The sequence below is a fragment of the Acaryochloris sp. 'Moss Beach' genome, assembly GCF_021497025.1.
In the GTDB taxonomy this organism is placed as follows: Bacteria; Cyanobacteriota; Cyanobacteriia; order Thermosynechococcales; family Thermosynechococcaceae; genus Acaryochloris; species Acaryochloris marina_A.
Window position 1 is genome coordinate 2,877,682 of record NZ_CP071717.1, and the last position, 23,059, is coordinate 2,900,740.

The 23,059-nt window shown below is 47.9% G+C and carries 22 protein-coding genes and 1 pseudogene; 10 read left to right on the forward strand and 13 right to left on the reverse strand.

Annotated features, from left to right (window positions below; all coding sequences use genetic code 11):
* The first annotated feature begins 64 nt into the window (after window positions 1-64).
* From HRE53_RS13575 to HRE53_RS13600, 6 genes are all read left to right on the forward strand, one after another.
* The gene (locus HRE53_RS13575) at window positions 65-763 is read left to right on the forward strand and encodes a DNA-binding response regulator (RefSeq protein WP_235106829.1); all 699 of its coding nucleotides are present in this window, start codon (window positions 65-67) and stop codon (window positions 761-763) included.
* Between the two features lie 264 nt (window positions 764-1,027).
* Window positions 1,028-1,417 carry a RidA family protein gene (locus HRE53_RS13580; RefSeq protein ID WP_212663914.1) on the forward strand — a complete coding sequence of 130 codons (390 nt, stop codon included), beginning with the start codon at window positions 1,028-1,030 and terminating at the stop codon, window positions 1,415-1,417.
* 299 nt (window positions 1,418-1,716) lie between these two features.
* Window positions 1,717-1,971, forward strand: a complete 255-nt coding sequence (locus HRE53_RS13585) for a hypothetical protein (RefSeq protein ID WP_235106830.1) — start codon at window positions 1,717-1,719, stop codon at window positions 1,969-1,971.
* A complete protein-coding gene (locus tag HRE53_RS13590) occupies window positions 1,895-3,178 on the forward strand; it encodes a hypothetical protein (RefSeq protein WP_235106831.1) in 1,284 nt (427 codons plus the stop codon). Before HRE53_RS13585 ends, HRE53_RS13590 begins: the two co-directional genes overlap by 77 nt.
* A gap of 39 nt (window positions 3,179-3,217) precedes the next feature.
* Window positions 3,218-4,096 carry a tRNA (5-methylaminomethyl-2-thiouridine)(34)-methyltransferase MnmD gene (locus HRE53_RS13595; RefSeq protein ID WP_212663916.1) on the forward strand — a complete coding sequence of 293 codons (879 nt, stop codon included), beginning with the start codon at window positions 3,218-3,220 and terminating at the stop codon, window positions 4,094-4,096.
* A gap of 186 nt (window positions 4,097-4,282) precedes the next feature.
* Window positions 4,283-5,290 (forward strand): pentapeptide repeat-containing protein, encoded by a 1,008-nt coding sequence (locus HRE53_RS13600; protein WP_235106832.1) that lies wholly within the window; start codon window positions 4,283-4,285, stop codon window positions 5,288-5,290.
* A 34-nt stretch (window positions 5,291-5,324) separates the two neighbouring features.
* Here the strand turns inward: HRE53_RS13600 and HRE53_RS13605 are convergent, their stop codons facing one another.
* Both HRE53_RS13605 and HRE53_RS13610 read right to left on the reverse strand, forming a co-directional pair.
* The gene (locus tag HRE53_RS13605) at window positions 5,325-6,071 is read right to left on the reverse strand and encodes a creatininase family protein (RefSeq protein WP_235106833.1); all 747 of its coding nucleotides are present in this window, start codon (window positions 6,069-6,071) and stop codon (window positions 5,325-5,327) included.
* A 45-nt stretch (window positions 6,072-6,116) separates the two neighbouring features.
* On the reverse strand, window positions 6,117-7,316 hold the full coding sequence (locus HRE53_RS13610; protein ID WP_235106834.1) for an FAD-dependent oxidoreductase: 1,200 nt from the start codon (window positions 7,314-7,316) through the stop codon (window positions 6,117-6,119).
* A gap of 399 nt (window positions 7,317-7,715) precedes the next feature.
* Here HRE53_RS13610 and HRE53_RS13615 point away from each other — a divergent pair, with 399 nt between their 5' ends.
* Window positions 7,716-7,937, forward strand: coding sequence for a hypothetical protein (locus tag HRE53_RS13615; RefSeq protein ID WP_235106835.1), 222 nt, complete (start codon window positions 7,716-7,718; stop codon window positions 7,935-7,937).
* Between the two features lie 184 nt (window positions 7,938-8,121).
* Here HRE53_RS13615 and HRE53_RS13620 read toward each other — a convergent pair whose 3' ends face one another.
* The 3 genes from HRE53_RS13620 to HRE53_RS13630 form a co-directional block, all read right to left on the reverse strand.
* Window positions 8,122-8,880 carry a flavodoxin family protein gene (locus tag HRE53_RS13620; protein ID WP_212663921.1) on the reverse strand — a complete coding sequence of 253 codons (759 nt, stop codon included), beginning with the start codon at window positions 8,878-8,880 and terminating at the stop codon, window positions 8,122-8,124.
* Window positions 8,881-8,943: 63 nt separating this feature from the next.
* Window positions 8,944-10,896 carry a thiamine pyrophosphate-binding protein gene (locus HRE53_RS13625; protein WP_235106836.1) on the reverse strand — a complete coding sequence of 651 codons (1,953 nt, stop codon included), beginning with the start codon at window positions 10,894-10,896 and terminating at the stop codon, window positions 8,944-8,946.
* A gap of 24 nt (window positions 10,897-10,920) precedes the next feature.
* The gene (locus HRE53_RS13630) at window positions 10,921-11,652 is read right to left on the reverse strand and encodes a hypothetical protein (protein ID WP_235106837.1); all 732 of its coding nucleotides are present in this window, start codon (window positions 11,650-11,652) and stop codon (window positions 10,921-10,923) included.
* 402 nt (window positions 11,653-12,054) lie between these two features.
* On the opposite strand from HRE53_RS13630, the pseudogene HRE53_RS35160 reads away from it, so the two are divergent.
* Window positions 12,055-12,216, forward strand: a pseudogene (locus HRE53_RS35160) (LysR family transcriptional regulator); the annotation flags it as partial.
* A gap of 75 nt (window positions 12,217-12,291) precedes the next feature.
* Here the strand turns inward: HRE53_RS35160 and HRE53_RS13640 are convergent.
* The 4 genes from HRE53_RS13640 to pyk form a co-directional block, all read right to left on the reverse strand.
* Window positions 12,292-13,464 (reverse strand): VWA domain-containing protein, encoded by a 1,173-nt coding sequence (locus HRE53_RS13640; protein WP_235106839.1) that lies wholly within the window; start codon window positions 13,462-13,464, stop codon window positions 12,292-12,294.
* A gap of 31 nt (window positions 13,465-13,495) precedes the next feature.
* A complete protein-coding gene (locus HRE53_RS13645; RefSeq protein WP_212663925.1) occupies window positions 13,496-14,464 on the reverse strand; it encodes a TIGR04168 family protein in 969 nt (322 codons plus the stop codon).
* Window positions 14,465-14,474: 10 nt separating this feature from the next.
* The gene (locus HRE53_RS13650) at window positions 14,475-14,858 is read right to left on the reverse strand and encodes a DUF4346 domain-containing protein (protein ID WP_235106840.1); all 384 of its coding nucleotides are present in this window, start codon (window positions 14,856-14,858) and stop codon (window positions 14,475-14,477) included.
* 81 nt (window positions 14,859-14,939) lie between these two features.
* The gene (pyk, locus tag HRE53_RS13655; RefSeq protein ID WP_235106841.1) at window positions 14,940-16,715 is read right to left on the reverse strand and encodes a pyruvate kinase; all 1,776 of its coding nucleotides are present in this window, start codon (window positions 16,713-16,715) and stop codon (window positions 14,940-14,942) included.
* 140 nt (window positions 16,716-16,855) lie between these two features.
* On the opposite strand from pyk, the gene HRE53_RS13660 reads away from it, so the two are divergent.
* A complete protein-coding gene (locus HRE53_RS13660) occupies window positions 16,856-17,299 on the forward strand; it encodes an RrF2 family transcriptional regulator (protein WP_212663928.1) in 444 nt (147 codons plus the stop codon).
* 25 nt (window positions 17,300-17,324) lie between these two features.
* On the opposite strand, the gene HRE53_RS13665 is transcribed toward HRE53_RS13660, so the two are convergent.
* The 4 genes from HRE53_RS13665 to HRE53_RS13680 form a co-directional block, all read right to left on the reverse strand.
* On the reverse strand, window positions 17,325-18,590 hold the full coding sequence (locus HRE53_RS13665) for a type II secretion system protein J (protein ID WP_235106842.1): 1,266 nt from the start codon (window positions 18,588-18,590) through the stop codon (window positions 17,325-17,327).
* A 267-nt stretch (window positions 18,591-18,857) separates the two neighbouring features.
* Entirely contained in the window at window positions 18,858-19,394 is a 537-nt protein-coding gene (locus HRE53_RS13670; RefSeq protein WP_235106843.1) for a prepilin-type N-terminal cleavage/methylation domain-containing protein, read from the reverse strand.
* A gap of 28 nt (window positions 19,395-19,422) precedes the next feature.
* Window positions 19,423-19,971: a prepilin-type N-terminal cleavage/methylation domain-containing protein gene (locus tag HRE53_RS13675; RefSeq protein WP_235106844.1), complete on the reverse strand. Its 549-nt coding sequence runs from the start codon at window positions 19,969-19,971 to the stop codon at window positions 19,423-19,425.
* Window positions 19,972-20,138: 167 nt separating this feature from the next.
* Window positions 20,139-21,428, reverse strand: a complete 1,290-nt coding sequence (locus tag HRE53_RS13680) for a hypothetical protein (RefSeq protein ID WP_235106845.1) — start codon at window positions 21,426-21,428, stop codon at window positions 20,139-20,141.
* 1,036 nt (window positions 21,429-22,464) lie between these two features.
* On the opposite strand from HRE53_RS13680, the gene HRE53_RS13685 reads away from it, so the two are divergent.
* Complete coding sequence (locus HRE53_RS13685; RefSeq protein ID WP_212663933.1) at window positions 22,465-23,043, forward strand: GspH/FimT family protein; 579 nt, start codon at window positions 22,465-22,467, stop codon at window positions 23,041-23,043.
* The last annotated feature ends 16 nt before the right edge of the window (window positions 23,044-23,059 follow it).

Sequence of the window (23,059 nt, forward strand, 5' to 3'; positions counted from 1 at the left end):
TCAGGCTGTTACGGCTTGATTTTGTCTTGCTTAAGAAGATCTTGATCTCAGTTGGAGAAGAGCGATGGAACCTGAAAGAGAACAAGAAATTGCGAATTTGCGGGCTTTGAATTTGACGCCAAAGCAGATTGCGCGCAAGTTAGGATTGCGGGTGTCTGAAGTCTCAGCCGTGATCCGGGCTCAGGCAGAAGAAAATGCTCTTGCTCATGGCAAAACGACTACCCTTGATCCATTGTTCGAGTGCTGGGCCAATGGAGACGCAGTAGAACACTTTTTCAATGCCCCAACGCCCTCGACTGCAACAGTAGAAGATGAATCCCAGGGAATGGCGATTGTGACGGTTACCCGGAAAGCGGGCCACAACCGTTTTGTGATTTGTACTTACCTGCTGGACTATTGGTGCTTAGGTCTCAAAGATACGATAGGGCCTCGCAAGTTCAGCACCCAAGACTATGAATATTTTATTGACCAGGCTTATCAAGGATTTGATGAACCGCCTCAAAAGATCTCCTTAGATCAAGCGCAAGCCATGGTTTATAGCGTGATTGACTATGCAGAGGGGCTAGGGTTTAAGCCCCATAGAGATTTTCAGAATTCTAAAGTTCATTTAGGAGAATGGAGTGGCCAAGGCAAACTGGACTGTGGCCGTGATGGCAAACCCTGTTATTTCTGTGGCCCCTACGATGATCCGAAGAAAATTTTGAAAACCCTCACCGAAAATGTGGGTGAAGGTAATTTTGACTATGTGATCGAGGGCGAGTGAGTCCTATCGGTAAATGGTTGTGAGTGGCAGCCTCGCATGAACCGTTTCTAAAAATTGGGGCGGATACCAGAAAATTGAGAGGGTTTGTCCATTATCTGGAGTGGCCCTGTTCAATCGTTTGAGCCGTAACCGTCATGAGTGGTGATGGGGCGGCCAAAAAGATGGGCTGCTTCATTGAAACTGAATTCAAGACCATTAGCTATCAGTTGACGACGATTCCACAACCAGGCAGGATCGTCGCAAGTGTTTATTTGGCTGTGCCCTATGTCCCATGATGTGATTCGTACCGACCATGCTCCTGCCCCCGTCGGTCCTTATAACCAAGCCATTCGTGCCCAGGGAGCGATGGTATTTGCATCGGGACAAATTGCCTTAGATCCTGCTTCTGGTGCCTTGGTGGGTGGCGATGATGTGGCCCAGCAGACGGAGCAAGTGATGAAAAATTTGGAGGCCGTACTGACTGCAGCAGGAGTGGGCTGGTCTCAGGTGGTTAAAACAACGGTTTTCCTGGCAGACATGAATGATTTCGCTACGGTCAATGGCATTTATGCCCGCTATTTTGACGAAGCCACCGCCCCTGCTCGCGCTTGCGTGGAAGTGGCTCGGTTACCTAAGGATGTCTTGGTAGAAATCGACTGTATTGCTGTGGCCTAGGGCTATTGGCCTGGAACCTAAATGTATCATCAGCAGTCGTAGGAAATTACGGCAACGCCAACCCGCCTTGATTTTTTAAATGAACCAGCAGCCTTGGGTTTTAAGTTGGCCAGTTCCCCTCAATCTGTCCTCTTTATTCCTAATATCAGCATGCGGTTTTTGAAGCGGAAACTCTATTGGGTGCTGGGTCTGTGTGCCTGTACCTTGGCTCTTCTATGGGGTCACTTTTCTCCGGTTAGTGCTGCCTATTCTTCCTCACCTGCTTCGCCGACTTCGCTGACTTTGCAACCCCTGATTGCGTGGGGGGACTCAAGTCTTTGGGGGGGGATGGACGTCATGGCCGCAATGGAGCGAACGGTCAGTCAGGGACTTCTGGGCAAGCAACCCAAATTCGCCTAACAGGTTCACCGATGACGGTGGATGTGGCTGGAAGTTCGGGCATATCAGGACAGGATGGCCGATTAGGGGAGAATGCCTATGGTTGTGACCATTCTTCCCAGCCGACCCATGATCTCAAGGGGGGCGGATGGTGGTCGGGGTGGCCGGGGTGGTGATGGCGGTCGGGGTGGCGATGGCGGCAAAGCCTGGATTTACTACACGCAACCTGCTCAACTCAACGCCTTAACCCTCAATAATTCGGGTGGTCAAGGGGGGCAAGCAGGACTAGGGGCACCTGGAGGGTATGGGTGTCGCTGTATCGATACATCTTGGCAGGTGAACTATTGCGAGTGGCAGCGCTATCGCAAACAGCGTAATGTAGCCGATGCTGCCTGGATTAAAGATAAAACCAAGACCTATCCCTGTACGGGGAGTCAGAGGACCGATCACAAACATCATCACCCGACTTTAGACAAGGGCAATTCTCAATGGGCCTATCGCTGGGAATATGGCGGTGTTTATAAGACTGAACATTTCCACTGTACGGGAGGGACAGCGGGTACGGACGGCCAGGATGGTCAGTTGGGTAAAGAGGGACGCTATGGCCAGGTGGTGATGGTTCAGCGCCAGGATATCCCCCAGGAAAAGGTGCAGTACTATGCCCCACTGGAACAATTGATGGGGCAGCAGGTGGATTTAGTGAAAAATATTTGGACTGAGAAAAGTGGATTGAGATCGCAACTCCATCCCAATTCCAAAGTCCCCGATACCTATACCTATCTGGATTCCACAGCTCGACTTAACTACCGCATCGATTGGAACGCACCTAAGTCACCTACTGAACTAGAGGTGAACGATACTAAAATAGGTGCAAACATTCAGGTGCAAAAGAACCAAGGTCAACTCGATTTCGATCTGCCGGGAACCCTGGAATATCAGCTCAAGCAACAGGATCAACTGACGGTAATGACCATTACGGGCGGGTTCTCACCCAATCGAGTCCAGTCCTTCCGTATCGATGAGAGTGCCAGTCAACAGCAGGTTGGGCAATTGGTATTGGTGGATGATGGGGATGTGCGATCGCTTCTCCAAAACACGAAGCTGAAAGTAACCTGTCTGAGTAAACAATCTGCCAGTGGCCTTAAAGCGGATGACTATCAAGTCCGTCATAGCATTGAGTTGCGAGTACCTCCAATAGGTCGGTCTAGTGATGGCGTGAGAGTAGATAACAATGTCTACACTTTGAATGTGCAACCTTTTTTCAGTGCTTGGTTAAAACCGAGTTATGAAGTTCAATATCAAGTAGACATTGAACAAACTACTAAAAGTAATGCGGTCTATACCCAAACGCAAACAGCTAATTTACTCGTTCCAGCCTCTTGAAATAGTCGCTACAACTAGATTGGTAGTGGTTTTTGCATAATGGATAGTGCAGAACAGCTCACCCCTAAACTGACAGGGGATGGGTCCTTTACCTTTTATTCAACTGAGTTTGGAGAAACCTTCCATAGCCATCACGGGGCACATCAGGAAGCCATGGGGAAATTTGTTTATCCCACCTTGCTGCCGGAAAAAGCGAAGCAGGGACAGGTCAAGCTTTTAGATGTTTGCTATGGGTTGGGGTATAACACTGCGGCGGCTTTGGAGACGATTTGGCAGATTAACCCGGACTGCCAAGTGCAAGTCTATGCCTTGGAACTCAATCCGGTTGTGCCGAGAGCTGCGATCGCAAATGCTGTATTGCAAATCGGGTCGCCTCAAGTTCAGACCTATTTAAACACCTTGGCTCACGATCTAGAGCTTCAATCCCCTGATTGTCAGGCACAATTGCTGATTGGTGATGCTCGGCAAACCCTGCAGGCGGTACAGAAACAGCAGTTTCTTGCGGATGCGATTTTCCTTGATCCGTTTTCTCCACCGAACTGTCCACAGCTGTGGACCGTAGAGTTTTTTCAGGTGTTAAGTCAATGTCTTCACCCTCAAGGGCACTTAGCCACCTACTCTTGCGCGGCGGCGGTGCGGACGGGATTGATTGAAGCAGGATTTGCGATCGCAGCGAGTCCCCCTGTCGGTCGGCGAACGACGGGAACAATTGCCGGACTCACCCTGACAGATGTTCTTACCTTGACCCCTCAAGAGCAAGAACATCTGCAAACGGTGGCTGCGATACCCTATCGTGATCCTCAGTTGATCGATCCTGCCACCACCATTCAGGCTCGACGCCAGCAAGAGCAAAAAACATCACCTTTAGAGCCCACCAAAGCTTGGAAAAAACGGTGGCTACAGGTTAAAGCGCATTAAAGCAAAAAATAGACTGCCATACCTCACCGAAGACCTATCCGATGGGAAAGAGCAGGTCAGCGATTCAAGCTGGCTGGGTTGAGGAGGTTGTTATTGAGTGAAATAGAGGGCAAACTTGTATAAAGTTGGAATTAAATTGGGAAATAAGCTTATATATCGATGTATTTCTTCTGAAAAAGAGAATTTATGAGTAAAACTCAGATCGAGATTAGTTTAAGCCATGGTGATTTACTGCAGCTTTTATTGGGTGGTACTGACGTTTGGAATCAGTGGCGCCATGAAAATTCCCATGAGGCGATCAACCTACCTCTGGCTGATCTCAGCAATGCCAGCCTTAGCAAGGCCAATCTCAGCAATATCAACCTCATCTTTGCCATCCTGGAAGATGCTGATCTCAGTGGGGCTGATCTAAGGGGTACGGATCTCAGTGAGGCCAACCTCAATAATGCCAACCTCCCCCGTGCCAACTTCAGAGGTGCCATTCTTTCGGATGAAACGCAGATCGATCCGAAATGGAGACTGGTTCACGAATTGGTGACGGAAGGTGGAGAACGGAAAGATCTGCGCAATGCTAACCTCCGCGCTGCCAACCTGAGTGAGTCCCCTCTCAACGGTGCTGACCTGAGCGGTGCCAATCTGAGTTGGGCTGACCTGCGCCATGCTAACCTCAGTGATGCCATTCTTAGGGATGCAAATCTTATCCTGTCAATCCTGGAAAGTACCAACCTCAATGGTGCCGACCTGAGTAATGCCAATCTTCGCAGTGCCAACCTCAGCAATGCCAATCTCAGCAGCGCTGACCTCTTCGGTGCTGATCTGTTTGTGGCTAATCTGAGCAGTGCCACCCTAATTAGTGCAGATCTCAATGGTGCCAACCTCAGCAACACTAACTTGGATAGCGCCAATCTCTGCAGTGCTAACCTCAGCAATGCCAACCTGATCGGTGCCGATCTCAGTCATGTGAATCTTAGCAACGCCAACCTTCGTGGCTCTAACTTCAACAATGCCAACCTCAACAATGCCAACCTAGATGGTGCCGATCTGAGCAATGCCAATTTCCGAGGGACTAACCTCAGTGATGCGAATCTCAGCAATGCCAATCTGATCGATGCGGATCTTTTAGATGCCAACCTGTACAATGCCAATCTGGATGGTATCGACCTGTTTGGGGCTCCTCTCACAGCACCGGTCTGAGCAAACCTATGGCTTGAATAACAGGTCCAGTGTCTTATTGAGCTTCTAGAAACTTGTGGTAATCCTTTGCAATCGACTCCACCGCTGCTTCATAGAGACGCTGACCATGCTCTGGTGTGGCTAAAGACGGATCAGAACCCATGCGTCCATCGGGATAATGTTGGCGGAAGTTCGCAGCGCTATAAATGGGATGTCCAGAGGCGACTTCAGGACTAAGGGGAGCATCTTTAATCGCTTCAGGATAGACAAACTGGGTAACCGCTACTTCGCTGGGAGTAGCGTGGGAACCTTCGCGACTGCCATAGAGTTCTTTCGCCAACTGATAGACCTGGGAATTCATATACCAATTATTGAGGCGACAGCGGGTTTGATCCGCTTCCGGTAGGTTTAAGTCCGCAATCGTCGCGTAGGTTTCTGAAAAGGCAGCCTTTAATGTGGCGACATTACCGCCATGACCATTGATAAAGAAAAACTGGCGAAATCCTGCTCGCGACAAACTAATCAAATAGTCCCGAATCACCAGAAGTAGAGTAGAGGGACGCAGGCTCATGCTGCCAGGGAATTCTGTGTGGTGCAGGGCCATGCCAACATTGATGGTCGGACCCACTAGTGCTTGGGTTGCTTCTCCCACCCCTTTGGCAATCACCTCAGCACAAATAGCATCCGTACCAATCAACCCCGTGGGACCATGTTGTTCTGTCGATCCAATCGGCATAATAATGCCTTTGGAACTTTGCAGATAGGTTTCAACTTCTAACCAGGTACAGAGATGAAGCTGCATAGGATTTCCTTCGGGGGACATGTCATTCTATTGTGCCAGGTCTGCTTAAACCTGGAGGCGAACCTCGGTCACGCCCTGTCGCAGCTGTTGTTGTCGTCGTAGCCAGGAAGCCCGAATAATCGGACTACTAAAGGGTAACGTCGATTTAACGAGGGTTCGTAAGAAGGGGCTATGGCGGAGGCGATCGCCTTGGGCGAGTTCTTCATTTTGCAAGGTCTGAGCCCGGATAATTTCCGGTTCTCGCTCCGTTTGGATTTGGGGTAAGACTTGATCCAGAATTTCAATATTCACAGCATCTTGGAGCAGGGGTACAAGATGATTAGCCGCTACAATCACATCCCGGAGGGCCATATTAATCCCCTGGGCCCGAATGGGCGACATGGGATGAGCTGCATCTCCTAAAATCAGCAATCCTGGAACCGACCACTGGGGACAGCGACCCACAACCACAGACAGCAAAAGCGGGCGTTCTAGATCTTGGGCATGTTTTTGCAGGTGCTGGGCCAGCCAGGTGGGTGAGGCGGCGGCAATCTTTTTTGGCCAGTCCGTGTTCTTCCAGTCCGTTGGATTATCGTCATACAAGGCCCAGGCCAACTGTAAGCTGCCTTCCGCACTGCGAAATAAGCCCATCGTCTGGTGGCCATGAACGATGGCATAAAAGATATTCTCGGGAGGAAGGCAGGAGCTATCTGCCAGTTTGAACCACAGTAAATCAATGGAATGGGACAGAGGCTCCATCTCTAAGTTGGCCTGCTGGCGGACGAGGGAATTGCGTCCATCTGCTCCGATCACCAAATCCGCTTCTAAGGTGCGACCATCCCCTAGCTGGACTCCACTAATGCGATGCTCCTCGTGCAGCAATGCTTTGACAGCAGTTCCTGGAATCCATTCAAATGAAGGATGCTGCTGAGCTTTTTCGACTAACGCTTCTAGTAAAGCGGGTTGTGATACTAAGGTACAGGCCAGGGCATTGGCCTGGAATGGTTCGGGGGCTTGGAACATCCTGCGCCCTTCTAGGATATATTCCCAAGCTGTTAGGGCTTGGTGGGGCACTGTTTCAATCAGCCCCAATAATCCCATTTGGTCTAAAGCTGCTAAGCCGCTAGGCATCAGCCCTTCACCCCGAAACGTTCGCCGAAAGCTATGGGCTGCTTCAACCAATGTGACATCAATTCCACGCTGAACTAGTAACAGTGCTAAAGAGGCACCCGTGGGGCCTGCGCCGACAATGACAACCTTTGCCATGATCCGAAGTTCGATAGGGTCTCTTTCAACCTACCGGAATTGGCAGAAAGACAGGAAAGTATTGCGGGATTGATAGAGGTAGCGGCATTTTAGTCGCATCGTTTGGAGGGATGCTTGAAGCCGAAAGCGAAGAATTTAGGCTAGATTCATGGTCTTCTCAGACACATAAATTAAATTTGAGAGATAGTATTATCGAACTAAATTAAGAAATTCTTGATTGTGCGCTCTCTTTTGTGGATTTTGCTCTATAAAACTACTAGATTACTCAACTAAGCTCTTCTAATCTGGGAGCTGTGATCTGTGTCATATCGAAAACTGCAATTTATCACAGCTCCTCTCTGAATTAATGGTGACGATAGAAAAATAATCCCTCGTTTGCATTGATAAGGACGCCAGTTCATGGACACGCTTAAAATTAATCCAAAAATCCTGGCTGCTGTCTTTGCAAGTGTAGTTGTGATTGCTGATTTGGTTCCTGCCCCCAATCTTGGACCGGGGATGATCGTGTCGTCCTATAACTGGGCTGCTTCCCAGGTTCAGCCCCCCACAGACACTCAGCAAGCGAATCAAAAGATACGGGCAAAGCGATCGCAATCCCGTAACTCTTCCTACAACCAGTAATAGGTCTATAGGGTCTCAAAATTTTGGGTAGTCAAGCCCAAAAACCTTGCTATGCTTGACCACCGTAAGGGGATTGATCTATTTCATCACGACAAGCTTGACCACTGAGTCCTGGATGAAATGCAAAAGAAGATTGCGTCCCACTGATTACCGCAAAATCTTTGCCTCCGAAGCATTGTCATATCTAGCGTTTATGCTCGGGATTCTTAAAGTCCGTTTTACACCCAGCTTCCCAAGCATCCGGTAAATTCCCGTGGGCTGGAATCCCGCCACTGTCCTTCAATAGCCGAGCCATATGCATACAGTTCCAAGCTAAGAAGGTGGTATTGCGGTTCGTAAAATCATTCTCGGGTCCACCCGAGCCTGGATCTAGATAAGAGGGGCCAGGACCCACTTCCCCTAACCACCCGGCATCCACTTGGGGTGGAATCGTATAGCCAATATGAGAGAGGGAGAACAAAATATTCATGGCACAATGTTTGACGCCATCTTCATTGCCCGTAATTAAGGTCGCGCCTACTTTTCCGTAATCTCGATATTGACCTTTGTCGTTGAGTAAATGGGTATAACCATACATGCGCTCTAGGACTCGGTTACAAACGGAGCTTTTCTCCCCCAGCCACACAGAGGTACATAGAACCAAAATGTCGGTAGCATCCACCTCTTTTTGAATCTGGGGCCAATCATCCTTATCCCATTCATCCGTTTGGGACATGTCCAAGCCCAAGCCAGCCGGGATATCGTAATCCACGGGGCGAATGACCTTGGTTTGGATGCCATTGGCTTCAAAAATGTTTTTGGCGATCTGAATGACCCCTTCCGTATGAGACAAAATAGGGGTTCGGTTGAGAGTACAGTTCAGGAATAGGGCCTTGAGATCGTCATATTTAGCAGGGGCATTCTCGCATTGGTGCTGAGTGAGTTTAGTCAGTTGTTCAGACATAATTCCTCTGGATTGATGGATAAATGTTTGATTAGATCAGGAGGAGTGGCAAAGGTGAAGCGTTTAAATCAACTCTGGATCAGACATGATTTCTACTAGGGCAGGACCATCGTAAGCCAAGGCTTGAGCGATGGCGTCATCCAGTTCCTCCTGTTGGGTGACGCGGATGCCGAACCCACCGCAATTCTGAGCGTATTTAGAAAAATCAGGATTGTGTAATGAAGTTTGCCAGACATCCCATTCCCCTGCTCTCTGCTCTTTAGAGATTTTGCCTAACTGATCGTTATGGAGCAGGATATGGGTGATATTCATCTGGTATTTCACGGCGGTTGTAAATTCCGCCAAATATTGGCCAAACCCACCATCGCCTGAAACGGAAACAATCGGGCGCTCCTGGCCTGCTGCAGCCCAGGCTCCCATAGCAGCCGGGAAGGCAAACCCGATGGACCCGAGATACCCCGACATTAAAACGGACTGGGCCTGACATTCAAAATAGCGACCAAAGGAATAGGTGTTGTTGCCCACATCCACTGCTATGACTGCATTGGCGGATACTTGTCGGGTCATGGCGGCAAAAATAGTAGCAGAGTTGAGTCCTTGCCCGCGGTCATCTAATTCTCGACGGGCTTTTTCAGCCCGCCAGATCCCCCAACGTTCTGAGATCTCAGATCTGACATTTTCTGTATTCACCTGCCCTACTAGTGCGCTCTTGAGCTGCTCCACCACAATGCTAATTTCACCCCAAACGGGCACCTCTATGGGATGAAATTTACCTAACGCCAGCGGATCAAAATCCACTTGAATGATCGGTTTACCCGGATAGATACCGGTATGGTTGGAGAAGGAGGCCCCCAGCACCAGCAGCACATCCGCTTCATTCATAAACCAGCTGGCAATCGGTGTACCGCTGCGTCCCAATACGCCGCATCCCAGGGGATGATCGTCAGGAATCTGCCCTTTCCCTTTAAATGTCGTCAGGATGGGGGCGTTCAGCAGTTCAGCCAATTCCGTAATGGCAGACATATGAAAACGGGCCCCATGGCCGACGATGATGACGGGACGGCGAGACGGTTTGAGTTTTTCAATTGCCTGCTGTAAGGACTCAGGAGGGGGAGCGATTTGCAGTGGGGTGATGCGTCCGGTGGGCGTTGCAGCAGGCACATCAATGGCAGACTGAACTTGAATTTCATCGGGAAAAATCAGGTGAGAGACATTGCGCTCTAAAAGAGCATGTTTAACGGCCAAGGTCATCAACTCAGCATGTTTGCTGTGACTGAGGACCGTTTGACTCCATGCGACGACCCCACTAAAGGCGGCTGATAAATCACATTCTTGAAAGTTGCCGGTGCCCAAAACTTGAGAATTGACCTGTCCCGTTAAGGCCAAAATAGGAGCGCGATCGACTTTGGCGTCCCACATCCCGGTCAGAAGATTTGTGGCACCGGGGCCAGCAATGGTTAAACAGGCAGCCGGTTTGCCCGTGAGCTTGGCATAGGCGGAGGCGGCAAAGGCAGCGGCTCCCTCATGGCGAATGCCAACATAGGTGAGCTTGCCCTGTTCTTCCTGGCGGCGCAGGGCATCTGCCAGCCCTAAATTAGAATGACCCACCATGCCAAATACATGGGTGACGCCCCAATTCACCATGGTTTCAGCCATCACATCGCTGACTGTGCGAGTGTGAGGTGCCTCAACAGGTAAGCCAACATAAACTCCATCGGTTCGCACTTCTACCGTAAAAGTGTCGAGGGAATCATCCACTTCTAACTCCCCTGGAGGCTTGCCCGTTAGGGGGCAATAATCCCACCCATGCCAGGGACAGCGGAGTAGGCCATTCTCAATAGAACCTTCGCCTAGGGGACCGCCTTGATGGGGACAGCGATTATCAAGGGCACCATATTGGCCTTGGTGATGGGTTAAGGCCAGACTTTTATGACCTGCAACTACGGTTTTGACGCGACCTTCGGGTAGTTCGTCTAGGTCTAAGACCCGAAACCACTCAGTGATTATCTCAGGCATAGTCTTTGCTCCTTGATTGAGTATTCACTTCCATAACAGCAGCCCAGCATAGAGGGTGCTTCCCCCAATAAACGACCAGAAACAGCTTTTGTTCTCATCCGGTAATTCCCGTTTCAATATATTGAGGATGATGCTCCCAGCCAAAAATGCCCAGACCGTCGAAAGGGCGGCTTTGTCTAAATGGATGGCTTGACCTGCGACCGCACCCCCCATAATCGCAGCTGTTAAAAACCAGCGTCCATAGCGGTCATAGGGGTGTTTATGATGCTCTCTTAAGTTGTGATCGATGATGAAAAAGTGCAGAGCTACGGCGATAAAAAATAAGATGCACTCCATAAGGGTGTGGTCTTTCAACTCCTGGAGCAGATAGCCAAAAATGATATTCAAGACAGCAAATGCTGCTACATGAATCCAAAATACAACCGGAGTGGCCCGATCAATATTGTTCGTAGCCTGATTTAAGGTTCTAGATGTGGAGGCCCAGATATCCAGTCCATAGAAAACAAGCAGTCCTAAAAGCGCCAAGATATAGACGTGATTTTCTAGATAGGCGACCAAGGGAATAGCCGAATGCTCTAATTCTTTTTGGGCATGGCTCAGTTCTGGGAATATTTCTAGAAAGACATAGCCAATGGAAACACCTCCGGCAAAAGAGATCCATCGATGTTCAGGAATGATTTTGGAGACATTCAGCTTGGAGACAAAGGCATGAATAAACGCTAAACCTATGGCTAAGAGTAGACCGATCCCGTTCATGCTGCCCTCAATAGTGATCGAATTTGGGTAGAGAGTGATTCATCATGGCTGGACTAGAGCCGATGGTGGGGTCAGCCCTTTTCCTAACAAAACTGATGGTTGCTCATCTGCTTCAGCCTGAGTATGAACGCCTGGTGTCGCACCTAGATGATAATTCGCTGAAGCCAGGTGATGAAGTGAGAAAGATTTGCCTGAACGTATGCTGAGTCTTGCTATCCCCACATCATTGCTTTGATAGATAAACAAAGATAATGATGTTTTCATATCAGGAGTGTGGATGGGGGCAGCAACAGGTAGCTTGTGAAACGTAAGGCGGGTAGATTTAGGAGCATCCTACTGGGCCTTACAATTAGCCTGCAATGTGGTTTTGGTCTGTATCCTATAGGTAGTGTTTATGGCAAGATGGAACTTTCTCAGCTCAAGTATTTTGTTGCGATCGCAAACTATGGCAGTTTCACGAAGGCTGCGGAAACCCTTTATGTGACCTAACCCTCCCTGTTGGTGGGAATTAAAAAGCTAGAGCAAGAATTAGGGGTGTGTTTACTAGAGCGGCGCTGGCGCAGAGTATGGTTTGATGAACAATTCCAAACGGTATAGGTCCGAACTGGCTCCGAAAGCAGCTTAAGAGAGATGCAGAGGTCATTGGGAAGCGGTGACAATTTCTTCCTTCGCAGCCCATTGACCAATATCTTGGCGTTGGATTGCGGCGGCCATTAAATCGGCAAATTTATCAGGTGTACAGGCAAATGCAGGAATGCCTAGACTGGCAAACTTAGCGGCATTGCTATGGTCAAAATAAGGGGCACCGTCATCACTGAGAGCCAATAGCGTCACCATCTGCACCCCTGAGTTGACCAGGGAGGCAACCCGCTTGAGCATGGCTTCGCGATTCCCCCCTTCATATAGGTCGCTAATCAGCACCAAAATCGTTTCTTCTGGTTTGCGAATTAACCCCTGGCAGTAGCTTAAGGCTCGGTTGATATCTGTGCCGCCGCCCAGTTGGGTGCCAAACAACACATCCACCGGATCTTGCAGCAGATCGGTTAAGTCGACAATGGCGGTGTCGAACACTACGAGCTGGGTTTTGACTGCGGGGAGGGAAGCCAGGACCGCTGCAAAAATACTGGCATAGACCACAGAAGTGGCCATCGAGCCGCTTTGATCGACACAGAGGACAATATCGCGGAGGGCTGAGCGCTTGCGACCAAAGCCAATCCGAGTTTCAGGAATAATCGTGCGATACTCCGGTTGGTAATGGCGCAGGTTAGCCCGAATGGTCCGGTGCCAGTCAATCTCGTGGTGTCGAGGGCGGCGATTGCGAATCGACCGATTTAGACTGCCCTGAACAGCCTGCTGCATGGGGTTAGAAAGCTGGTGTAGTAAGTCTTCGACCACTCGCTGCACTACTAGCCGAGCTGTCTCTTTGGTCTTACTGGGCATCACCTGACTGAGGGACAGCAGATTGGCCACCAGATGAACATCCGGCTCCACAGCGGCGAGCATTTCTGGCTCTAACAGCATCTGCTGCAAGTTCAACCGTTCGAGGGCATCTTGCTGCATCACCCGGACAATAGAACTGGGAAAGTAGCTGCGAATATCCCCCAGCCAGCGAGCGACTTTGGGGGATGAGCCCCCTAATCCGCCTGATCGTTTGTCTTGGGCCTCGTATAGGGTAGCTAAGGTCTGATCCATCGCCGTATCCTGGGAGTCGAGGGTTAACCCACCCTCTGCACCGATACCATCGGCCTCGCCGCCCCCGAGGATTAGCCGCCAGCGTCGATTGCGTTCGGAACTATTCTGAGACTCTGCCATGACTGTCTATTTCAGAACGATACGACCCGGTCTATTCGGAAGAAGACGGTACCAATGTAGGGATGATATCAGCGGGGGGAGCGGTGTTGGAGTATAGGGTTTCTGAGGAAGCAATGTCATAGGCGGCATCCACCCAGACGAGCTGTACATCCGTGACTTGGTGATCTTGCAACGTCACTAGAGAGAAATTGCGCTGAAGCCCTTGCTCCGTTTTGATAATTCGCGGCACACAGGCGGCATTGAGATAGACGGTGCCGGCTTCATCCACACAGAGTCGCTTGCGCTGGACGGCTTTGGTATGGCGCAAGTTGTGGTGCATATGGCCGAAGGTAACGAGGGGGACTCGTTTGCCGGTGGTTCTGGTGTTTGCGATCGCATCTCGCAAATCCGGGTCGCCAAAATCTCCACCCAACTGCTTCCAGTCCTTTCCACAGGGATCTTCCGCCTGATCCCCTAACCCAGAGGGACCATTATGTCCCAAAAAAATAATCGTTTCCGAAGGAGCTGTGGCGGCAGCGTTCGCAATTTGAGCGGTGGAGTCTTCAAAATTCTTGACGCCAAAGCGATCTCGATAAAATCCGGCACAGCGCCAGTCGGGTCCACCCCAGCTAAAAGGTCGCCCCCCCACTACGCTGAGGTCGAGTTGGGGAAAAGTCCGGTGGGCATAGCCCACATGGGCCTCTGCTAATAGATCTAATTGCTGCTGGACCCAGTCTTCCTTGCTGCGATCGTAGGGACAATTTTTAGTGCCCCAGGGCGTGGCGGTATACCAGGCATCATGGTTGCCAAAGGATGCGGCATAGGGCAGTTCTAGAGTGGAGACGGCCTGCACCACTTCCACCGCCTCATTGCCAAAATCCCCTACAAACAGGACTAAATCGACGCCGAGTTGTGCCAATGCCTTTGGATCCTCTTCATCCCAAGCGTCGTGAATATCCCCAATCACAGCAATTTTGATGGATGGAGAACTAGCGAGAGAAGTAGAGAGTGGCTCAGTCATTCATGGGAGGTTAGTCTTGGATATATTCTTGGTCTTGGGCCAGGGCAATTTCGGCCCGGATAAACTCGCGACCTAAATAAGCAGCGTGATCCAGCTGGGTCACCAGGCAAGTTTGTGGCTCTTCAAAGATAGCAATACAGAGTTCTTTAGCCGTTTTAGCGCGGAACTTAGCATCGGGTTTGCGTTCCACTTTTCCTCGGCAAGATAAGGGTTCCCCCGTATCAGGGTCGACGGCTAAGCCTTTGTCGTTAATGTCATTGGCATAGTGATCCGCACAAATGGCTGGGGCTTGCCGATCGAGATAGATCAAAAAGTAGCCACCCGGATCTAAAGCAATAAAGCGTTGGGATAACTGGTTATTAATGGCAGCTTGATCGCTAACAATGGTGTTCATGAACTAAAAATGCCGAATGGGTAGGATGCGACTCCAAGATCCAGTCTAGTACGTGAACTCCCATTAGGTGTAACGGTGTGCCTAGCTGTTGGCACTTGGGGCCATCGTGCCAGAATAGACCAACCCTTTTTTCATATCTAAGGTGAGGTGGGTGCCGTCCCGAATCATGCGGGTAGCATTCTCGACGCCAACGATCACCGGAATTCTCAAGCGCAGACCCAATACGGCGGCGTGACTGTCCATTCCTCCCACTTCAGTGATGATACCGGCAGCTTTGCGAATGGCATCGACATGGCTAGCATCGGTTGCCTTCGCCACTAAAATGTCGCCCCGGTGGAAGCCTTTAATACCGTTGGGAGTGGTAATGACGCGGGCTAAGCCACTGACAGAGCCATTGCCAATGCCAATGCCCTGGCCCATAACGGCAGTGACAATCTCGACTTTGATAAAGTCCGTGGACCCCGCGACCCCCTGTAAGGTGCCTGCAGTCACCACCACTAAGTCGCCTTCTTCCACTAAGCCTTTTTCCTGGGCCACATTGAGAGAAGCTTGTAGCGTTTCATCAATAGAGGGCAAATTGAGGACCAGCAACGGCTGTACGCCCCAGACCATTTGTAATTGGCGAGCAACCTCTACGTGGGGCGTCACGGCTAAAATGGGGATATTTGGCCGATATTTGGAGACATTGCGTCCAGTTGATCCAGTTTTTGTAAAGGTGAGAATAGCTTTGGCTTTGAGCTGAGCAGCGATATGGCCCACAGCTTGGCTAATCGCACTAGGGATGGCTGTTACGGATGTGTCTAGAGCAGTGCTAGTGTGAATGTTTTTCTCGTGATCAATCCGCTCTGCGATTTTGGCCATAGTGGCCACAGCTTCCACAGGATAGTTGCCAACAGCGGCCTCATTGGAGAGCATGACTGCATCAGTGCCATCTAGAATGGCGTTGGCCACATCAGAGACTTCTGCCCGCGTCGGCCTGGGAGAGTTGACCATGCTGTCCAACATTTGCGTGGCCGTAATCACAGGGATACCCAAACGGTTAGCCGTAGCAATTAACCGCTTTTGCAGAATTGGGACATCCTCTGCAGGCAGCTCAACTCCCAAGTCGCCCCGAGCAATCATCACCCCATCACAGAGACTGAGAATCTCTTCCATTTGGGTGATGGCTTCATGTTTTTCGATTTTGGCAATGATGGGGATGGATTTACCCGCATTGGCGATGATTTCTTTGATTTCGATGACGTCTGCTGGGTTGCGGACAAAGCTGAGGGCAATCCAATCAACGCCATGAGTCAGGCCAAATTGTAGATCCTCTCGATCTTTATCGGTCAGAGCTTTGACGGATAAATAAACCCCTGGGAAATTAACGCCTTTGGAGTCAGACAGCTTTCCTCCCACAACCACACGGCAATGCAGGGTTCTGGAAGAAGTATCTACGGACTCAACGACCATCTCGACTCGGCCATCGTCGAGGAGAATGGTGGCTCCCACAGATACTTCATCCGCCAGCTTGGAATAAGTAACCATGCTGCTGGTTTGAGTACCTGGAACGGTCTGGCTGGTGAGAGCAAAAGGATCCCCATTCTTGAGGGTGATGGGGCCGTCAGCGAACTTACCGAGGCGGATTTTGGGCCCTTGCAGGTCTTGCAAGATGGCAACGGGCTGGTTCATCTCATAAGAGAGTTGCCGAATCAGGCGAATGGAGCGCAGATGATCGTCATGGGTGCCGTGGGAAAAGTTGAGTCGGAGAGTGGTGGCTCCTGCTTCTATGACCGCCCGCAGCATATCTGGCTTGGAGATGGCTGGCCCTACGGTGGCCACAATTTTGGTACGACGGTCGGACTCAGGCAAGGACATGTATGATTTCAAAAAAGTTTAGGCAGTAGAATGAACAATCAACAGGGTTGTCCATCAACTTAACAGTTTAGGCTGAGACGTTACCCCAAGCGAATTTTTGGCGAAATTCCTACAGATAGATCTAAGAAACGGAGACTAGGGTGAAGTTAACCACACGGGGACACTATAGTGTGAAGGCGTTGCTGGATTTGAGTCTGCAGCCCAATTTCGGACCGGCATCGGTGAATGCGATTGCAAAACGCCAGTCTCTCCCGGCTCCCTATTTGGAGAAGTTGCTGATGGAGTTACGACAAGCGGGGCTGGTTCGGTCTGTTCGGGGTTCTAAGGGAGGCTATCAGTTAGCCCGTCCTCCAGTGCAAATTTCTCTGGGGCATATTTTGGAGGCGGTGGGAGAAACGGTTGAACCGTTTACAGAACAATCAGCAGCAACCCAGCAAGCAGAAGATTGGGTGACCCTCACTCTCTGGAAACGCCTGCACCAAAAACTTAAGGAATCTCTCTACAGTATTTCTCTAGAAGATCTTTATTTTGATGCTCGCAGTTGGCAGGCAGCACAAGGGGCAGAGACTAGCTTTGTTGTTTAGATTTTGATGATGTGGCTAATCCCTATTAGATAGGACTAATTTCAGCTTCTACAACGACATCTTGCATATCAAAGGCAGAGTTATTGGTGTAATTGGAGTCATACTCAACTCCTAATTCATACAAGAAGACGACCTGATTGTCATTGAGTTGTAAGGTTGTGTCGTCAGGGCCTTCTAATACTTCAGCGTCTTCTAAGAATGATGTAATAGACGCTTGTCCTCCGTAAGGCTGGAAAGAGGGTGAAGTATCACCATTGAAAAGTGTAATCACCTGTTTCAATGCAGCACTATTCCACTCATTTAAGTTAGAAAAATAGCTGAGTGTTGTGTCACCACAACTGTCCGATGCATTATCCAACAGATTTCCTGTAATGGTAAGAGTTGTATTTCGAGGTACTGAGCGAGTATAGGTTGGATCACCTGGATTAATGGTCATGCTCTCAGGTGTGCTGCTAGGAAAGACAAAATTAACTGTGGCGTTTGTGGGAATAGCAGGACCGCTCACTCCACAAGTGACCTGACCTCCAACAACATTGATGCTGATATTAGCATCGTTTGTAAAGGTTACTGTCCCATCAGTAACACTAAAAATTCGGTCGGAAGTTGCGCCGGAAGATGTTGAAGGAGCAGGGACCGTTGCATAGGTTGGTCGGGTAGCAACGGTCGCATCAGCTGCATAAATTTCATTGGGACCCAAGGCTTTAACCACGCTGCCTTGCTTGTAAAGTTTGGCAAGGCTGCCTGTGTCGTTAACACATGACAAAAAACTAGATGTGCCCGTACCTGTCCAGCCTGGAGGACAACTGGGTAATGTTCCTGTGTCTTCTATGCGATCGATGAGTGGTTCATGTTCCCAATTGGCGGGGACATTTGCATCAATATACTCTCCATCACTATCTATGCTAGGACCCCAACGGTAAACAACTTTAGGACCTCGCCAAGTGTTATTTGTTGAGGAAGCCAGGTAATAAATGACTGGTACTCCACCTATTTTGGGGTACAACATGAGTACAGGTGCGGCTCCTGTTGGTAGCCCCGTATTAAAGTCACTCGGCTTAGTGGCAGTCGCTACGTTTTTCTCTAATTTTTCAGCCTGGCGGACTTCTGTGGCAATGAAGTCTAAAGAACGATCCAGCTCTGTGCGCCTTTCATTCTGAGCATTGGCCGTTTGACTAGATGTCAAAATCGCAACTAGGCCGAATCCACCTAACGAAACAACTCCCAAGCTAATAGCAGCAGCAACTAGCAATTCAGGGAGAGTAAATCCTTGTATTTGTGCTGAAGGTTTCACAGTTGTATGAAAGCGAGGAAGTCTATACATATGTTCAGTGTAAATAGCAAAAAATGAACGTTTTATAGTGCTTGAAAGTAAAATGTCTAATAAATTGAGTTGATTTAGCTAGAAACTTTGATTTCTGGATAGTGAGAGAGTTGTATATATTAGTTTAGAGGAAAAATATTAGTTTATTTTATCAACTTTAGACATTACATTTCAGTAAATTAGCTTGCCAATTTACAATCAGTTTTTTTAATTTCGACAAAGCGGTCTGCAACACACTTAAGATGACGTATGGCAGTTAGTGGGTGTTGCTTGCCCTGAAGAAGGAGGAAATGAGCCTTTAAATTCTCCTACTCGAATGATGCCAATACCTGCAGAAATGGCTAAGCAGCGCATTCCTCCTGATTGGTCAGGATGGTAAAACACAAAGACGTTACTCGAAGAAGTAGATCCTTTGGGAGAAAACTCTATTGTGTCTGGGTTTTGAGCAACTAGTGTTACTCCTGATATTTGGTTTCTGCCGCTGACTTGAGTTAGATCTCGGCTCCCTGTTGGTAAGCAATTAGAGGGGTTAGCTGCAACCGATGAAGATGTGATGGTCAAACTGCAGCGTTGGCTTGTTCGAATTGCTGAAGCTTGACCTTCTTTTAAAGCACCTTCAACTTGCGCAAGAACATCTTCTACCCTTTTTTTATTGACCCAACTTAAAAAACTAGGAGTTCCTAGAGCGGCAAAAATTCCTATGATTAAAACAATAGCTAAGACTTCAGGTAAAGAAAAACCTTGATGTCTTCTGATAGATTTTAGTCGTTGCATGTCATTAAGTAGTTGATAGAAACTTCAACTATGGACATGCCAAGGAAGCATCTGGAATAACTTTAGCTTGAGTAATAGCGATAGGAGGAGGGGGAGGCTCATTCGCAGCAAGAGCGGCAGCGAGGGCATCAGCAGATTCGACCTCGTACTTTACTGCTAGAAAATTGAAAGGGGCTGTACTAGGGAGACTAGATGTGCGAGTAAAGATGTACGGACGATTGCCAATGGTACTGGTTTTGTTTGTATCTACTGGAGCATTGCTATTAATTCTATCTTGCAGCCGGGCAGCATAGCCTTCCTCTTTGGAAGTTGCCTGACAGCTCTTGAGAGCAATAAGACCTAAAATATAGCTAGAACCGTCAAAATCTAATTTATTGGCTTCATATTTTACTCTTTCAAGGTCTTCTTGAATCCATGTGGTTGCTTCACTTAGTTCTTGACCTTTCACTTTAAACGCAGTTGCTGCTACAAAAGCTTGCATGGCGGTAGTAATAAAGCCTGTGATCACTACTAAACCAACCAATACTTCAACAAGAGTAAAGCCAGCTTCTTTGGTGCTATAAACTTTCGGCTGCATAGGCATGAAATAGACTCACTGTCACTAGAGGTCACAATTCAGTTTTTATTCTTTTACAGATATTATCCCAAAAGTTTTTTGAGGTAATGTCAGCAATAGTCATGTATTTATCAAGCTAATCGTACTTAGATAATCTTTGTGAAATGCAGTCATTCTTTGTAGGAGTTTCAAGGTTGAATAGATTGAGTAGTCCAAGATTGAATAGGACCAAGTTGGGGAGGATAGGGTTGATTAGGATTATCCCACGCAACATTCAGATTAGAATCATTCAGTACAGCTGCCCAAGTCTCTCTAGGAGGATCTAGGACAGGAGTTCTGATGGAGCCAGAGTTAGCCCAACTATCAACCCAAAAAATACCTGTATTCTTTATGCCACTACTACACTCATTAGAATTTATGGAACCTGTGTCGGTATTGCTGACTTGATATGCTGGAGCAAGGATGAAAGTATCACAGACAACTGTACCTTTATCTAGAGTTATCGTTTTGCTGGTACCGAGGCCATATATTTTGACTGTTAATGCATTACAGTCAGAGCGAGTACCACACAAATTTTGGATTCTTTGTCCTTGGAGGTTGATATCTCCATCAATCCATAATTCGACACGAACTAGAGATTTGCTGCTGTCATTGTTGTAGATTCTCAGTCCATGGTTGAGATTGTTGATACGATACCGATAAACACCATCATCATCAGGTAGCTCAAGCGGATTAAGAGGTAAAGTTGTGAAATCATATCCAGTTGGAGGAGGAGGTAGATCCTTTACTCCATCGGGTTCGGATGGAACTGATGGCATACTGATACCTGCAGCACTAAGATCTAGCTGTCTAGCTTGATAACCGGGGGTGGGTACAGCCGTGATTCTTTGTGTTGTGATTGAATTATTACATTCAGCTAAAATATCAGCCTTAATCTCATCTGTGTTAGCAGAAGTTTGTACCCATAAGCCTGGAGTAGCAGAAGGTTCAGTAGGTTTATGGACTGGAAATCTTACTTCTAACTGCGACATGGACTCGCTTGGCTCACCTGTATTGACTCTTCCTTGCACTGTCAAGGTACCAGTAGCAGTTAAGGCATTTGTTGCTGGATTATATGCAAAATTTGAAACGTTGTAATCCAATAGTCGATACTCGCCTTGAGAAGAAACACTAGAGCCTACATTGTGCCAAACAGTTCGTTTAGCGATATTGGTGATTTTAGTATTATCATCCAGAGCACATCCTAAAAAAGGATTAGCGATATTATTAGGATTTTTCCAGCTTTTGATTGAGCTGTTATCAAGGCAGAGGTTATTGCTGTCCCAGCTCCCTTCACAAGCAGGAAATGCAGCAAGTTCACGATAATCATTGATGAGGTTACGGATTTCGTTGACCCCGGTTTCTGCGGCGTTGAGGCTTTTTGCGGTATCTTTTTGTGCGATCGCACTCACCTGACTATCTTGCGATCGCAAAAGCATCGTCAACCCGACTAACAGGATAATCAGTCCCATCCCAATGGCGACAGGCAAAGCAAAGCCTGCTTGTCCCTTTCGGTATTTCAGAGAGTATACAATCCATTTATTCATGGTTGAGAGTTTTCGCCAACACAGATGTACAGCATTCTATCTAATACAGATCTTGCAGATTGTTATACAAACTATACCGAATATCTCTATAAAAAATTAAGTATTTCTCCTCACGTCAATCAATGATTTCGAGTATAGCCATTCTAGCAGTTGGCTTCAGTACTGGCAGACAATAATGTGATTTAGATCAGGCCTTAGCTGTAGTTTTTTGAGATAACAAAATATTTTGTCAACACTCAAATAAAAATAACTTTCAGTGATCTAGAATCACACAAGCTAGTGATTTCGATTTCTAAACTAGACTCTCAGGAAAATAATTCATTCACCTTGATATGTCTAGGTTGAAAGGGTTGTGCCTGATTCTGTAAATACCTGATTCAGCCACATTCTACACACCAATATAAGTTTCTCTATCTACTAATTAACCAATATCAATCAGCAGTTTATAAAGATTGCTCGATTCTATAGTTCATGAATGATCTATTGCTAGGGTAAGAAATCTAGCAATATTTTTTTCTGATATTGGTCTTTAGTTTACTTATTCTGTTGTTTCATATCTCTTAGTCGAGATCATTGTTTTCACTGAGATAATATATTTCTTGATTGTATATTTAAGTGTCTGAAAAGTATGACTTATAGGATTTCCGGGATATCACTGAGGTGACGAAGGAAGATTTTATATAAAGTTATTGTCAGGGATTGCGAAATCGTAAGGCAATATCTACCGAACCTATTTCTGGAATTGGTGCTTGGGAGCTACTGAAACCAGCATGGAGACTAATCAAGAGTCACTTGTTTGTGAGATCTTGGTGTGCTTTTGCATGGCGATTTTCTTGACGTGCAAAATATCGATCGACGCCTCAATTAGATGGTGATCAGTTTTGTTTAAGTTGAGTCCATCCTAGGAATTAAGAATAGAGTTTATCTCATGGGTCAGTACAAGTTGTCTTTGGTACTTTACAACCACTTAATTAAATATTTGCAACCATCAGATCCTGATGCAGGATTCTCACTTATCGAAGTCATGGTTGTTATTGCACTTACGGCATTTCTAGCTGCTTTTGCCGTACCTGCGATCACTTTTGGTAACAATCCACTGCGAGATTCATCTAACCGAATTGCCGCGAGTATGAAGTGGGCTAGGGCTCAAGCAATGGCTTCGACTTCTGCAGTGCGGATTCGCCCGATCTCAAATACACAATTTGTGATGGAGCGAGCGAATAGGTGTACTGAACCGAATGCTGCTAATTGGACCATTATTAGTGACCAAGTCGAAAAAGATGGGCAAATGGTCTACGAAGATTTAAGTCTAGATACACCGGCACAGTTGACTACCGTTACGGAAGATGGAGTGGCTGCGACGCCTACAACTTGGGATATCTGTTTTAACACTCGAGGAATAGCGGATAAAACCCTGGCTCTAACGATGCAGCATACGGGAAATAGTGACCAACGAACCATGACTATTTTTCGCGGAGGCACAGTTGATCTTACTGATATCAGTTAACGGTAACTCCCTAGAA